Source organism: Paraburkholderia sp. MM6662-R1, from assembly GCF_050436245.1.
Lineage (GTDB): Bacteria > Pseudomonadota > Gammaproteobacteria > Burkholderiales > Burkholderiaceae > Paraburkholderia > Paraburkholderia tuberum.
In genome coordinates, this window is the sequence record NZ_JBNDLV010000001.1 from 2,268,731 (window position 1) to 2,282,839 (window position 14,109).

Below are 14,109 nucleotides of genomic sequence, written 5' to 3' on the forward strand. Positions count from 1 at the left end.
GGCGCCGGTATGAGCTCTCCGCTGAAGGTTTTCATTACCGGCGCTTCGAGCGGCATCGGCCTCGCGCTCGCCGGCGAATACGCACGGCGCGGCGCGATTCTCGGCCTCGTCGCCCGCCGCGGCGACGCGCTCGCCGCGTTCCAGCGGTCCCATCCCCAGAACACCGTCTCGATCTATGCAGTCGACGTGCGCGACGCGGAAGCGCTCGCCGATGCGGCCGCGCGCTTCATCGCCGCGCACGGCCTGCCGGACGTCGTGATCGCCAACGCCGGCATCAGCCGCGGCGCGCTGACGGGTCACGGCGATCTGCGCACGTTCCGCGAGGTGATGGACATCAATTACTTCGGCATGGTCGCGACGTTCGAGCCATTTGCCGCCGCGATGGCCGCATCGAAGCGCGGCACGCTGGTCGGCATTGCGAGCGTCGCGGGCGTGCGCGGCTTGCCCGGTTCGGGCGCGTACAGCGCATCGAAATCGGCGGCCCTGAAGTATCTCGAGGCGTTGCGCGTCGAGATGCGGCCGTTCGGCGTCGGGGTCGTCACGATCGCGCCCGGCTATATCCGCACGCCGATGACCGAGCACAATCCGTACAACATGCCGTTCCTGATGGACCCCGACCGTTTCGCGGCGAAGGTCGCGCGAGCGGTCGAACGGCAGACGTCGTTCGGGGTGTTTCCGTGGCAGATGCGCGTGGCCGCGATGCTGCTGCATGTGCTGCCGCGCTGGCTCTACGACCGCGTGTTCGAACGCGCGCCGCGCAAGCCGCGCGCCGCCGCCGAGTAAGCCATGCAGTCCCGTGCGGTCGATGCAGCCGGCGTCGCGCACGAATCCGCGGGCACCGACGCACGCATCGTGTCGCTGGTGCCGAGCCTCACCGAAACGCTGTTCGCGCTCGGCCTCGAACGGCAGATCGTCGGGCGCACCGGCTTTTGCGTGCATCCGCGCGACAAGGTCCGGGCGGTGCCGAAGGTCGGCGGCACGAAGGCCGTCAAACTGGACGCGATCCGCGCGCTGCGCCCCACCCATCTGATCGTCAATGTCGACGAGAACGAACGCGACACCGTCGAGCAACTGCGCGCGTTCGTGCCGCACATCGTCGTCACCCATCCGCAGACGCCGCACGACAACCTCGCGCTGTTCGCGCTGCTCGGCGCGATCTTCGGGCGTGAAGAAGAAGCGCGGCGCTTGAGCGACTCGCTCGAAGCGCGTCTGCGCGAAGCCGGCGCTCACGCCTTCGCCGCCCAGAGCGTGCTGTACCTGATCTGGCGCGAACCGTGGATGAGCGTCGCACACGACACCTATATCGCCGCGATGCTGCGCCTCGTGAACTGGCATACGCTGCCCGACGTGCGCGGCGGCAGCGCGGGCGCCGCGCGTTACCCCACGCTCGACTTCGACGACGCGCCGTGGCTCGCGCAGGTCGAGCGCGTGCTGCTGTCGAGCGAGCCGTACCGCTTCACGGCCGCGCATCGCGATGCGCTCGCGCGCGATCCGCGTCTCACCGGCAAGCGCATCGATCTGATCGATGGGGAAATGACGTCGTGGTACGGCGTGCGCGCAATAAGTGGCATCGGCTACCTGCTGCGTCAGGCCGCCGCAACCTGAGGCGGCAGCATGGCCGCGCCGCCCCCATATGGATATGTCGATTAAATTGTTGTCGCCAAAATGGCCCTTCGATAAGCTTTCGCGAAGGCGCGCCGCCGGCCAGGCCTCGAAGGCCTGGCGCCCAGGCCTCAGGCCGGGATCGCCCGACCTGTACGACGGCGCCGGGAACGTATCACAATCGTGGCGACGCGCGCGCCGGGACCGCTGACCTGCCCGCTCACGCATCGCCGCCATAAACACAACCAGACGCACTGCCTGACTGCGCTCGTTACCGGAGATCCTATGCGCTTCAAACTGCTCGCAGCCGCCATCCTGCTCACTGCGCCCGCGCTCGTGCTCGCCAAACCGTTGACCGTCTGTACCGAATCGAGCCCCGACGGCTTCGACGTCGTGCAGTTCAATTCGCTCGTCACGACGAATGCATCGGCCGACGTGATCTTCAACTCGCTGGTGTCGTTCGACGAAGCCGCGAAGAAGGTCGTGCCCGCGCTCGCCGACAAGTGGGAAGTGAGCCCCGACGGCCTGACGTACACGTTTCACCTGCGCCCCAACGTGCAGTTCCAAACCACCGACTACTTCAAGCCCACCCGCGCGCTCAATGCCGACGACGTGATCTTCACGTTCGACCGCATGCTCAACGACAGCAATCCGTGGCACAAGGTGGCGGGCGCGAGCGGCTTCCCGCATGCGCAATCGATGGGGCTGCCGAAGCTGATCAAGTCGATTACCAAGGTCGACGACAACACGGTCAAGTTCGAGCTGAACGAGCCGAACGCGACGTTCCTGTCGATCCTGACGATGGGCTTCGCGTCGATCTATTCGGCCGAGTACGCGGATCAGTTGCTGAAGGCCGGCCAGCAGGTCGATCTGAATGCGAAGCCGATCGGCACCGGCCCGTTCGTGCTGAAAAGCTATACGAAAGACGCGGTGATCCGTTATGACGCGAACCCGACCTACTGGGGACCGAAGCCGAAGATCGAGCGCCTGATCTACGCGATCACGCCGGACGCGACCGTGCGCGCGCAGAAGGTGAAGGCTGGCGAATGCCAGATCGCGCTGTCGCCGAAGCCGCAGGATCTCGCCGACGCGAAGAACGACAAGTCGCTCGCGATCGTGCAGACGCCCGCGTTCATGACAGCCTTCGTCGCGCTGAACACGCAGCAGAAGCCACTTGAAAACCAGAAGGTGCGCGCCGCGCTGAACATGGCGTTCGACCGCACGACATATCTGAAGACCGTGTTCGACAACACCGCGACGCCGGCCGTCAACCCGTTTCCGCCGAATACGTGGAGCTACAACCACTCGATCAAGGGCTGGCCGTACGACCCGGCGAAGGCGAAGAAGCTGCTCGCCGACGCGGGCTATCCGAACGGTTTTGAAACGACGATCTGGGTGCGTCCGAATGGCAGCGTGCTCAATCCCAATCCGAAGGCCGGTGCCGAACTCCTGCAGGCCGACTTCGCGAAGATCGGCGTGAAGGCGGAAGTCAAGGTGATCGAATGGGGCGAGCTGATCAAGGAGGCGAAGCAGGGTCAGCATGACACGCTGTTCATGGGATGGGCCGGCGACAACGGCGATCCGGACAATTATCTGTCGCCCCTCTTCAGTTGCAACGCGGTGAAGTCGGGCATCAACTTCGCGCGCTTCTGCGATCAGGACCTCGACAAGCTGATCGCCGACGGCAGAGCGACGTCCGATATCGCCAAGCGCACGAAAGCGTATGAAGCCGCGCAGCAGATCATCCACGACGAAGCGCTGTGGATTCCGCTCGGCTATCCGACCGCTGCCGCGATCACGCGCACGAACGTGAGCGGGTATCACGTGAGTCCGTTTGGTCGGCAGAATTTTGGGGCGGTGGTGGTGCAGTGATTTTGCGCTGCGGTTAGCGCAGGCGGCCCTGCAAGAAAGCCCGGTTTTTGAACCGGGCTTTTTCTTTTCAACGCGCGAATTGGCTGGTTGCATCTGACACTGCGTAACCTTTTTTCGACGTGATCTCGGGCCTTCGCCCGCCAGACCGATTCCTAATGCAATTTTCCTCAGGCAAGAAGCTGATAATTGCTTGCAAAGTAGCCGCCCACACTTTGACAGAAGGAATGGTTATGGCAATGCAAGCTCCAACGAGGACAGGTTTTGAACGGTGGCAGGATGGCGTTAGCAAGGCTGTAAGCGATGCCAAATGGAATTCCTGGGACTGCGAGATCCAGATGGCAGTCCATGAGTACAACCGGCATCTTCACGGCACTTCCGGGTACGTGCCCTTGGACTGGCAGCTTATCAAGGCGATGTTGTGGGTCGAAACAGGTGCCCACGATCCGCAGTGGAACGCCAAGCCGATGCAAATCGGGGTTGCAGGCGATCCTGGATTAGCATCGCTGCTTTCACGCAAAGAAGGCGGTGATTTGATTGTGCCGTCAGCCTGGATAGGACGGCTGACAATGGCCTCTGTCAGAACGATACCGGCGTATAACATTCGTGCTGGTATTGGTTATTTGCTAATGCGCATGGCACATTTTAAGTACAGAAGCGTACTTGGTGCTGACCCTGAGGTTTACGAAATCGCGGTGAGGCCAGGAGATAGCCTCGACAAGATGGCGAGGGCTCAGGGCACCACGATCGACACGTTAAAAAAGCTGAATCCCACCGCCACTGTTCTGCGCCCCGGACAAGTGTTGAAGTACCGGAAAGCTTCAGTTCAAAACGCTGTTACAAGCTGGCGTCCCATGTCCGCGCCAGTGATAGCGGAGCGTTACAACGGAGGGGGCGACCCCAACTACGCCAGGAAGCTTGATTACGCTTTGTCAATGGTGCGCAAAGGAAAGGTAGCCCTATGCGCACAATGAAGCTGATCTGTTTCGGTTTGACCGCCTACCTGCCAACAATGGTCCTTGCGGCCTCAACTGCTCCCGTTGCAAGCGAACGGGCTCTGCGCGAGGAATGCAGCGCGTTCTCGCAAGCGGGAATGCGGGACTGTCTGGCAGAGAAAGCAGAGGCCAGTCTGAAGGCCCTCAAACGAGCCGAGGAGAAGATGGCTGGCACCCTCTCCAAATGGGATGAAGACAACAAGTACGTCAACCAGGCCAGGGCAAAACTCGTCGCATCAAACAGGAAATTCGCGGAGTACCGCAAGGCTCAATGCGAATTCGCAGCTTCGCTAAGTGGTGGTGGGGCTGGCAATTCGCACGAATTGGGCCGTTTGGCTTGCATTTCCGAACTCAACAACCGGCGAGCCCAGCAACTACGCGACGCTGCCTCTGACTTGCCGTTGAAGTAGTTCGCACGAAAGGACGCCTGGCATCGTTGCGCCGCTCAGTGCCTCCGCGTAGCGCGGACCTATTCGTCCTCGCTTCTACGCCCGCAGCCAACGGCCGAGATCACACCGCCGCAAACCGAATCACCCCATCCGCATCCTGCGTCCGCTTCAAATCCCCCGCCCGCCACAGCAGATGCAAATGCGCGAGCGCCTCACCCATCGCGAATGTCATCTGATGGATATCGAGCTGGCGCTTGAACATCAGCGGCACGATATCGGCGGCGCTGCGCGGCTTTTCCGCGCATGCTTCGCGCACTTCGGCGAGCCGCGCGTCGTGATGCTCGCGCAGTTGCTCAATGCGCGTGCGCACGCCGCGAAACGGCTTGCCATGCGACGGCAGCACGAGCGTAGCTTCAGGCATCGTCTCGTAGCGGCCGAGCGACTCCAGATACAGTTCGAGCGGCGAACCCTCAGGCTCGATATCGAACACCGACACGTTGGTCGAAATGCGCGGCAGCACCATATCGCCGGAAATCAGCGTGCCGGTTTGCGCGCAGTGCAGCGCACAGTGTTCCGGCGAATGGCCGAAGCCCGTCACCACGCGCCACGTCCTACCGCCAATCCTCACGTCCTCGGCTTCGCGCAAACGACGGTATTGCCCCGGAATCGCCGGCACGAGGCTCGCGTAGTAGCTATTGCGATTGCGCAGTTTTTCGAGCGATTCGGCGTCGGTCAGACCGTGCCGCGCGAAGTGCCGCGCCGCGGCCTCGCCACCCGCGTTCGAGCCACCGCCGGTCGCCATCACGCGCGCCTGCATGTATTCGCCGAGTGTCATCCAAAGTCGCGCGTCCCAACGCTTTTTATCGCCACCGCCGCACACCCAGTGCGCCAGGCCGATGTGATCCGGATGGCAATGCGTGACGATCACGCGCAGCACCGGCAGGCCGTCGAGCACCGATTCGAACACGCTCTCCCAATTCGCCTTGATCGTGTCCGACGTGATGCCGCAATCGACCACGGTCCAGCCTTGCTGGCCGTCGATCTCATCGCGCAGCAGCCACAGGTTGATATGGTCGAGCGCGAATGGCAGCGGCATGCGCAGCCAAAGCACGCCGGGCGCGACTTCCATCGTGCGGCCCGCGTCGGGCATCGTGTCGTTGAAGGGGTATTCGAGCTGGTGTTCGAGTGCATTCATGGGGACTGTCTTCCTCCGACGACCCTCCGGCATGGCGAGGTGTGCGATGCCGGTCGGCCGGGTTGTGGTTGCTTTCCGCTCAGGTTGACGATAACGTAAACGTCGATTCTATCGTCCAATCCGGTTTTGTGCCGACCAAGCGGCCACGAGATGTCCCGATGAATACGCAATACACGATTACCGAGCTCGCGCGCGAATTCGACGTCACGCCACGCGCGATCCGTTTCTACGAAGACCAGGGTTTACTCTCGCCGAGCCGCGAGGGTTCGAGCGGCTTGCGGCGCGTCTATTCGGGCCGCGACCGCACGCGTCTGAAGCTCACCTTGCGCGGCAAGCGGCTCGGCTTCACGCTGTCGGAGATCCGTGACCTGCTCGACGTCTACGAATCGCCGACCGATACCGTACCGCAGTTGCACGCGTTCCTCGCGACGGTCGCGCGTCATCGCGAAGTGCTCGAACGTCAGCGAGAAGATCTCGACGCGACGCTCGAAGATCTCGCGCAGTATGAAGCGCAGGCGCGCGCGCTGCTCGATGGCGCGAGGCACGACGCGAAGCCTGCCTGAAGCGGCCTGACTCTGACCGGCGTTTGCGGAGCGCGCGTGATGAATCACTTCCCCAAGCTGTTATCGTCGCAAATCGGTTTCGACGTCGCGCAGACGATGCTCGATGGGTTCGACCGTCACTACCGGATCTTTCGCGACGCGGCGATCCACGCGAAGACGCTGTTCGAAGCCGGCGACTGGCACGGCCTGCAAAAGCTCGCGCGCGACCGCATCACGTCGTACGACGATCGCGTGCAGGAATGCGTGCAGTTGCTCGAAGACGAGTACGACGCGGAGAACATCGACAGCGAAGTGTGGCAGCAGATCAAGCTGCACTACATCGGCCTCCTGACCACGCACCGTCAGCCGGAATGCGCGGAAACCTTCTTTAATTCGGTTTCCTGCAAGATTCTGCATCGCTCGTACTTCAACAACGATTTCATTTTCGTGCGCCCGGCGATCTCGACCGAATACATCGAGAACGACGAACCGGCCGCGAAGCCGACGTATCGCGCGTATTACCCCGGTACCGATGGACTTGCCGCAACGCTCGAACGGGTCGTCACGAACTTCCAGCTCGATCCGCCGTTCGAGGATCTGACGCGCGACGTCGCCTGCGTGATGCAGTCGATTCGCGAAGCGTTCGGCGTGTTCGACGAAGCGCCGAACTTCCAGATTCACGTGTTGTCGTCGCTGTTTTATCGCGACAAGGCTGCATATATCGTCGGGCGCATCATCAACGGCGAGGCGCTGCTGCCGTTCGCGGTGCCGCTGCGTCACGTGAAACCGGGCGTGCTCGCGCTCGACACCGTGCTGCTCAAGCGCGAGCAGTTGCTGATCATCTTCAGCTTCTCGCACTCGTATTTTCTGGTCGACATGGAAGTGCCGTCCGCGTATGTCGAGTTTCTGCGCACGATCATGCCGGGCAAGCCGAAGGCGGAAATCTATACATCGGTGGGTCTGCAGAAGCAGGGCAAGAATCTGTTCTATCGCGATCTGCTGCATCACCTGAAGCATTCGAGCGACCGCTTCATCGTCGCGCCCGGCATCAAGGGGCTCGTGATGCTGGTGTTCACGTTGCCGTCGTTCCCCTACGTGTTCAAGCTGATCAAGGACAACTTTCCGCCGCCGAAGGAAACCACGCGCGCGCAGATCCAGCAGAAGTATCTGCTCGTCAAACGTCATGACCGGCTCGGCCGGATGGCCGACACGCTCGAATATTCGAGCGTCGCGCTGCCGCTCGCGCGGCTCGACGAAACGCTGTTGCGCGAACTCGAAAAGGAAGTGCCGTCGCTGATCGAGTACGACGGCGACAACCTCGTGATTCGCCATCTGTACCTCGAGCGACGCATGGTGCCGCTCAATCTGTTCCTGCAGAACGGTAACGACGACGACGTCGAGCACGGCATCAAGGAATACGGCGACGCGGTGAAGGAGCTGATCCAGGCGAACATCTTCCCCGGCGACTTGCTGTACAAGAACTTCGGCGTCACGCGACACGGCCGCGTCGTGTTCTACGACTACGACGAGATCGAATACCTGACCGACTGCAACGTGCGTGCGGTGCCGGCGCCGCGCAACGAGGAAGACGAAATGTCGGACGAGCCATGGTACGCGGTAGGCCCGCACGATATTTTCCCGGAGACGTACGGCACGTTCCTGCTCGGCGATCCACGCGTGCGGCGCTCGTTCATGCGGCATCACGCGGATTTCTTCGAGCCCGAGCTGTGGCAGCGATACAAAGATTTTCTGTTGAAGGGCGATCTGCCCGATTTTTTCCCGTACGACCGGAGCGTGCGCTTTTGCGTGCGTTATCCGGAGCGGTTCGCCGGAGCGCCCGATGCGCAGGCGGACGAGCCAAATGTGCGCGTGGCTTGATGAATCCCACAAGGGTTCGCAGCGGGCAACGCGCGGCGGTAGCCATCCAAGCTATGACCAAGGAGCTCGAACATGAGTGACGCAAACCACAGTGGTATCAACGCCGATCCAATCGTAATCGTCAGCGCGGCGCGCACGCCGATGGCCGGCTTTCAGGGCGACTTCGCGTCGCTGAGCGCGCCGCAACTCGGCGCGGTCGCGATCAAGGCGGCCGTAGAACGAGCGGGTCTGAAGCCCGAGCAGATCGACGAAGCGGTGATCGGTTGCGTGCTGCCCGCCGGCCTCGGCCAGGCGCCCGCGCGCCAGGCTGCGCTTGGCGCGGGTCTGCCGCTCGCCACCGGCTGCACGACGGTCAACAAGATGTGCGGCTCCGGCATGCGCGCGGCGATGTTCGCGCACGACATGCTGGCCGCCGGCTCGCTCGACGTGATCGTCGCGGGCGGCATGGAGAGCATGACGAACGCGCCGTATCTGCTGCCGAAAGCGCGCGGCGGCATGCGCATGGGCCACGGCCAGGTGCTCGACCACATGTTCTACGACGGCCTCGAAGACGCCTACGACAAAGGCCGTCTGATGGGCGCGTTCGCCGAGGAGTGCGCGGCGTCGTTCGACTTCACGCGCGAGGCGCAGGACGCGTTCGCGGTCGAGTCGCTGAACCGCGCAAAGCGCGCGAACGAGGACGGCTCGTTCGACTGGGAAATCGCGCCGGTCACCGTAGCGGGCCGAAAGGGTGACGTCACGATCGCGCGCGACGAGCAGCCGTTCAAGGCCAACCTCGACAAGATCCCCACGCTGAAGCCCGCGTTCAGCAAGACCGGCACCGTGACGGCGGCGAACTCGTCGTCGATCTCGGACGGCGCGGCCGCGCTCGTGATGATGCGCGAGTCGACCGCGAAACGGCTCGGCGTGGCGCCGCTCGCGCGCGTCGTCGGTCATTCGACGTTCGCGCAGGCGCCCGCGAAGTTCACCACCGCGCCGGTCGGCGCGATCCGCAAGCTGCTCGGAAAGAACGGCTGGCGCGCCGGCGACGTCGATCTGTACGAGATCAACGAAGCGTTCGCCGTCGTCACGATGGCCGCGATGAAAGAGCACGATTTACCGCACAACAAGGTCAACGTGAACGGCGGCGCGTGCGCGTTAGGCCATCCGATCGGCGCCTCGGGCGCGCGCATTCTCGTCACGCTGATCGGCGCGCTGAAGAATCGCGGTCTGAAGCGCGGTGTCGCGACGCTGTGTATCGGCGGCGGCGAGGCGACCGCGATGGGTGTCGAACTGATCTGACGCATCCACAAAATCTTCGAGGAATACGATGAAAACAGTGTTGATCGTCGGTGCATCGCGTGGCATCGGCCAGGAATTCGTCCGGCAGTACAGAAAGAGCGGCTGGCGCGTGCTCGCGACCGCGCGCGACGGCGCCGCGCTCGATGCGCTCAACGAACTCGGCGCCGAAACCTTCGCGCTCGACGTCACCGCGCCCGAAGACATCGCGGCGCTCGGCTGGAAGCTCGACGGCGAACGGCTCGATGCCGCGATCCTGGTGTCGGGCGTGTACGGTCCGCGCACCGAAGGCATCGAAACGATCACCGCCGAGGACTTCGATCACGTGATGCACACGAACGTGCGCGGCCCGATGCAGCTGCTGCCAATCCTGCTGCCGCTCGTCGAGGAAACGGACGGCGTGCTCGCGGTGATTTCGAGTCGCATGGGCAGCATCGCCGATGCAAGCGGCACGACCGGCTGGCTGTATCGCGCGAGCAAGGCGGCGCTGAACGCCGTGCTGAAGCTCGCGTCGCTCGACGCGCAGCGCGCGACCTGCGTGTCGCTGCATCCCGGTTGGGTGCGCACCGACATGGGCGGCGCGCAGGCCGCGCTCGATCCCGCGCACAGCGTCGCCGGCATGCGCGAGGTGTTGGCGCAGGCGGCGGCATCGCGCGACGCGTTCCACGGCCGCTTCTTTCAGCACGACGGCACGCAGCTCGACTGGTAGACAACTACGTTGCATGGGACCGGAGACACGCTCATGGTGCTTGATCAGGATCACCTGATGGTGCGCGACGCGCTGCGCACCTTCGTGCGCGAAGCGATCACGCCGTACGCGGCGCAATGGGACCGCGAGCGCACCTTCCCGCGCGACGTGCACCGGCAGCTCGCCGAGCTCGGTGCTTATGGCGTGCTGGTGCCCGAAGCGTATGGCGGCGCGGGCATGGACGCGCTCGCGCTCGCGTTGATCCTCGAAGAAATCGCGGCCGGCGACGGCGGCACGTCGACCGCGATCTCGGTGAACAACTGCCCCGTGTGCAGCATCCTGCTCACTTATGGCAACGACGCGCAGAAGCGCGACTGGCTCACGCCGCTCGCGCGCGGCGAGATGCTCGGCGCGTTCTGCCTGACCGAGCCGCAAGCGGGCTCGGATGCGTCGGCGCTGCGCACCACCGCGACACGCGACGGCGACGCGTACGTGCTGAATGGCGTCAAACAGTTCATCACGAGCGGCAAGAACGGCGACGTCGCGATCGTGATGGCCGTCACCGACAAGGCCGCTGGCAAGCGCGGCATCAGCGCGTTCATCGTGCCCACCGGCACGCCGGGCTACGTGGTCGCGCGGGTCGAAGACAAGCTCGGCCAGCATTCGTCGGATACCGCGCAAATCGTATTCGAGGCGTGCCGCGTGCCGGCCGCGAACCTGATCGGCGCGGAAGGCGAAGGCTACCGGATCGCGTTGTCGGGTCTCGAAGGCGGGCGCATCGGTATCGCCGCGCAAAGCGTCGGCATGGCACGCGCCGCGTTCGAGGCGGCGCTGACTTACGCAACAGAACGCGAGAGCTTCGGCGCGCCGCTGTTCTCGCACCAGGCGGTGCAGTTCCGTCTTGCCGACATGGCGACCCAACTCGAAGCCGCGCGTCAACTGATCTGGCACGCGGCGTCGCTGAAGGACGCGGGCCAGCCGTGTCTGACCGAAGCCGCGATGGCAAAACTGTTCGCCTCCGAAGCGGCCGAGCGCATCTGCTCGGCCGCCTTGCAGACTCACGGCGGCTACGGTTATCTGAGCGACTTCCCGGTCGAGCGGATTTACCGCGACGTGCGCGTGTGCCAGATCTACGAAGGCACGAGCGACATCCAGAAGATCCTGATCGCTCGCGCGCTCAACTGAAATTTCAATGAACAAGCCATTGTTGTCACTGCAAAGACCTGTCGACTGTCCGTGCGGCGGCGCCGCGCCCGACGCACGCGGGGGCACCGCGACCAAAGCCCCGCGTTTCGCGCAATGCTGCGGCCGCTATATCGACGGCGGCGAAGCGGCGCCGCGCGCGCTCGAACTAATGCGCTCGCGCTATAGCGCGTACGTGCTCGGTGCAACCGACTACCTGCGCGCGACGTGGGACCGCAGCACCTGCCCCGCCGATCTCGACGTCGATCCCACCGCGCCCGACGCGCCCCGTTGGCTCGGACTGCAGATCAAAGGCTTCGCCGAAAGCAATGCCGATCACGCGACCGTCGAATTCATCGCCCGCTACAAAGTGGGGGGACGTGCTTATCGGTTGCATGAATCGAGTCGATTCGTGCGCGGCGATGATGGCCGCTGGCGTTATGTCGATGGCGACGTCAATGAGTAAATGAAGAGCACGCGACGATTAAGTAATCGCTGCATTACGCGCCGAAGCTTTCTCGTGCCTTTCACTCGCTCTCGACAAACTTGATAAAGGCCTTTGCATAGGCCTTTTTTCGTTCCTTTCACGCGGGCTTCTTCGTTGGCCTCGCACCACAGCACTGACACGACCTGTACTTGCCGCTTCCCGCCACATGTTCCCGGCCCTTGCCCGGAAAGGCTTTGAAGCCTCGTTCGCACATGCAGCAATTTTTTCGTCACGGGTTCTCCTTGATTGCACAAAACAAAATTGTCGTGCCAGGATGAGTCCGTAGTTTCATGACGTCACATTGCGAGAGCGGATCATACCGGCTCCGCAACATGCAAAGGAAGGCTGACCGGCCGCTGATCGAACGCGAGCCGCGCGGACTCCGACTGCATCAAGTGACGTTCATCCTCGACGCGTGGGGTCGCGTCGGCCGTTGGGTTCATCCCGTGCGATCTCGATTTGCGTGCGTGCGCTTCCCGCAACGCTCGCGAGTGAGTCTGTTTGTGTCGAAATCGCGAACGAAAGCTGAATGTCAGCAGCGTTTTGCGCAACCGGACAGCACGGAGTTCAGGACACGTCTTTAAAGCAGGTGCATCAATGGTGTTGAGCAAGGTTCTGACGAAGTGTGCGGCGATCTGCGCCGCGGCCACGTGTGCTGTCACGATCGCGCATGCCGATCCGCTCGCCTACTCGTCCCTTTCCGCACACGACGCGACGCCGTCGAGCGACATCCAGGGACCGCTGTCGCGCGCCCGCGTGCCGCGCCTCGCGCTGGACGACGACGTCTACCTGCCCACCGCTCACCTGAACGAAAAGATCATCCGCGTGCCGGTCGACGCCGCCGGCACGGTCACGCTTGAAACCACGATCTACAAGCCGGACGGCCCCGGCCCGTTCCCGATGATCGTCTTCAACCACGGCAAGATTCCGGGCGACCCGCGCACGCAGGAACGCAGCGACCCGCTGCCGTTCGCGCGCGAATTCGTGCGCCGCGGTTACGTGGTCGTCGCGCCGAACCGTCAGGGCTTCGGTCACTCGGGCGGCGTGTACGAGCAGGACGGCTGCGACGTCGAGCGCAACGGCCTTGGCCAGGCCGGCGACGTCGCAGCAACGATCGATTACATGTCGAAGCAACCTTATGTCGACGCGACGCACATCGCGGTGGCCGGCACCTCGCATGGCGGTCTTGCGACGATCGCATACGGCACCGAAGCGGCGCCCGGCGTGCGCGCGCTGATCAATTTCTCGGGCGGCCTGCGCCAGGACGCCTGCGAAGACTGGCAAGGCAATCTGACGCGCGCATTCGGCGCGTACGGCGAGAAGACTGCGGTGCCGTCGCTGTGGCTCTATGGCGATAACGATTCGGTGTGGAACGCGCAACTCGTCGCGGGCATGTATGCCGCGTACGGCGCACACGGCGCCAGCGTGAAGATGGTCGACTTCGGCCACTACAAGAACGACGCGCATCGGCTGGTCGGCGACCGCGACGGCGTGCACGTATGGTGGCCGGCCGTCGAAGCGTTCCTCGCGCGCGCCGGTATGCCGACTGCCGTGCAGTATCACGTCGCCGATCCGGCCGCGCCGAAGGCAACCGGATTCGCCGCGCTCGACGCGGTCGACTCGGTGCCGTACCTCGACAACGAGGGCCGCAATGGCTATCGCAACTTCCTGCATCAGTATCCGAGCCGCGCGTTCGCGGTGTCGGATTCGGGCGCGTGGTCGTGGGCCGAGGGCGGCGACGATCCGATGTCGGTGGCGGTGACGAATTGCCAGAAGCAGAGCTCCGATCCGTGCCGGCTGTATGCGGTCGATAACGCGGTCGTGTGGGGCAATCAGAACTCGCAGACGGCGGATGCAAGCGATGCCGATGCCGGGCGCAAAGCGATTGCGAGCCGGGAGTGAAGTACGAATAGAGGCGTGAATCGAGGCGTGAATCGCGCCTGATTCTGATGTGCCGCAAGCCCGCCGTATCGGCGGGTTTTTTCTTGTGCGCTCAGTTCCCCC

Annotated in this window: 13 protein-coding genes; 12 read left to right on the forward strand and 1 reads right to left on the reverse strand. The window is 63.5% G+C overall.

Going from position 1 to position 14,109, the window contains the following annotated elements:
• Nucleotides 1-9: 9 nt before the first annotated feature.
• The 5 genes from OKW39_RS10715 (at nucleotide 10) to OKW39_RS10735 (ending at nucleotide 4,876) form a co-directional block, all read left to right on the forward strand.
• Nucleotides 10-783, forward strand: a complete 774-nt coding sequence (locus OKW39_RS10715; protein WP_429362477.1) for an SDR family oxidoreductase — start codon at nucleotides 10-12, stop codon at nucleotides 781-783.
• Nucleotides 784-786: 3 nt separating this feature from the next.
• Nucleotides 787-1,605: a helical backbone metal receptor gene (locus OKW39_RS10720; protein ID WP_429562621.1), complete on the forward strand. Its 819-nt coding sequence runs from the start codon at nucleotides 787-789 to the stop codon at nucleotides 1,603-1,605.
• A 282-nt stretch (nucleotides 1,606-1,887) separates the two neighbouring features.
• Nucleotides 1,888-3,474 (forward strand): ABC transporter substrate-binding protein, encoded by a 1,587-nt coding sequence (locus OKW39_RS10725; RefSeq protein WP_429562622.1) that lies wholly within the window; start codon nucleotides 1,888-1,890, stop codon nucleotides 3,472-3,474.
• Nucleotides 3,475-3,629: 155 nt separating this feature from the next.
• Nucleotides 3,630-4,445: a LysM peptidoglycan-binding domain-containing protein gene (locus OKW39_RS10730; RefSeq protein WP_429562623.1), complete on the forward strand. Its 816-nt coding sequence runs from the start codon at nucleotides 3,630-3,632 to the stop codon at nucleotides 4,443-4,445.
• A complete protein-coding gene (locus OKW39_RS10735) occupies nucleotides 4,433-4,876 on the forward strand; it encodes a lysozyme inhibitor LprI family protein (protein ID WP_429362485.1) in 444 nt (147 codons plus the stop codon). The genes OKW39_RS10730 and OKW39_RS10735 overlap by 13 nt, the downstream gene beginning before the upstream one ends.
• A 100-nt stretch (nucleotides 4,877-4,976) precedes the next feature.
• Here OKW39_RS10735 and OKW39_RS10740 read toward each other — a convergent pair whose 3' ends face one another.
• On the reverse strand, nucleotides 4,977-6,050 hold the full coding sequence (locus OKW39_RS10740; RefSeq protein ID WP_090802784.1) for an MBL fold metallo-hydrolase: 1,074 nt from the start codon (nucleotides 6,048-6,050) through the stop codon (nucleotides 4,977-4,979).
• Between the two features lie 158 nt (nucleotides 6,051-6,208).
• Here OKW39_RS10740 and OKW39_RS10745 point away from each other — a divergent pair, with 158 nt between their 5' ends.
• The 7 genes from OKW39_RS10745 to OKW39_RS10775 all read left to right on the forward strand — a co-directional run bounded on the left by OKW39_RS10745 (nucleotide 6,209) and on the right by OKW39_RS10775 (nucleotide 14,007).
• Nucleotides 6,209-6,613: a MerR family transcriptional regulator gene (locus OKW39_RS10745; RefSeq protein ID WP_090802783.1), complete on the forward strand. Its 405-nt coding sequence runs from the start codon at nucleotides 6,209-6,211 to the stop codon at nucleotides 6,611-6,613.
• Between the two features lie 39 nt (nucleotides 6,614-6,652).
• Complete coding sequence (gene aceK / locus OKW39_RS10750; RefSeq protein ID WP_429562624.1) at nucleotides 6,653-8,470, forward strand: bifunctional isocitrate dehydrogenase kinase/phosphatase; 1,818 nt, start codon at nucleotides 6,653-6,655, stop codon at nucleotides 8,468-8,470.
• A 72-nt stretch (nucleotides 8,471-8,542) separates the two neighbouring features.
• Nucleotides 8,543-9,751, forward strand: a complete 1,209-nt coding sequence (locus OKW39_RS10755) for an acetyl-CoA C-acetyltransferase (protein ID WP_184051305.1) — start codon at nucleotides 8,543-8,545, stop codon at nucleotides 9,749-9,751.
• Nucleotides 9,752-9,779: 28 nt separating this feature from the next.
• Nucleotides 9,780-10,457 (forward strand): SDR family oxidoreductase, encoded by a 678-nt coding sequence (locus OKW39_RS10760; RefSeq protein ID WP_090802777.1) that lies wholly within the window; start codon nucleotides 9,780-9,782, stop codon nucleotides 10,455-10,457.
• A gap of 33 nt (nucleotides 10,458-10,490) precedes the next feature.
• A complete protein-coding gene (locus OKW39_RS10765) occupies nucleotides 10,491-11,621 on the forward strand; it encodes an acyl-CoA dehydrogenase family protein (protein ID WP_429562625.1) in 1,131 nt (376 codons plus the stop codon).
• A 7-nt stretch (nucleotides 11,622-11,628) separates the two neighbouring features.
• The gene (locus OKW39_RS10770; RefSeq protein WP_429562626.1) at nucleotides 11,629-12,084 is read left to right on the forward strand and encodes a YchJ family protein; all 456 of its coding nucleotides are present in this window, start codon (nucleotides 11,629-11,631) and stop codon (nucleotides 12,082-12,084) included.
• Nucleotides 12,085-12,702: 618 nt separating this feature from the next.
• Nucleotides 12,703-14,007 (forward strand): dienelactone hydrolase family protein, encoded by a 1,305-nt coding sequence (locus OKW39_RS10775; protein ID WP_429562627.1) that lies wholly within the window; start codon nucleotides 12,703-12,705, stop codon nucleotides 14,005-14,007.
• Nucleotides 14,008-14,109 lie beyond the last annotated feature (102 nt).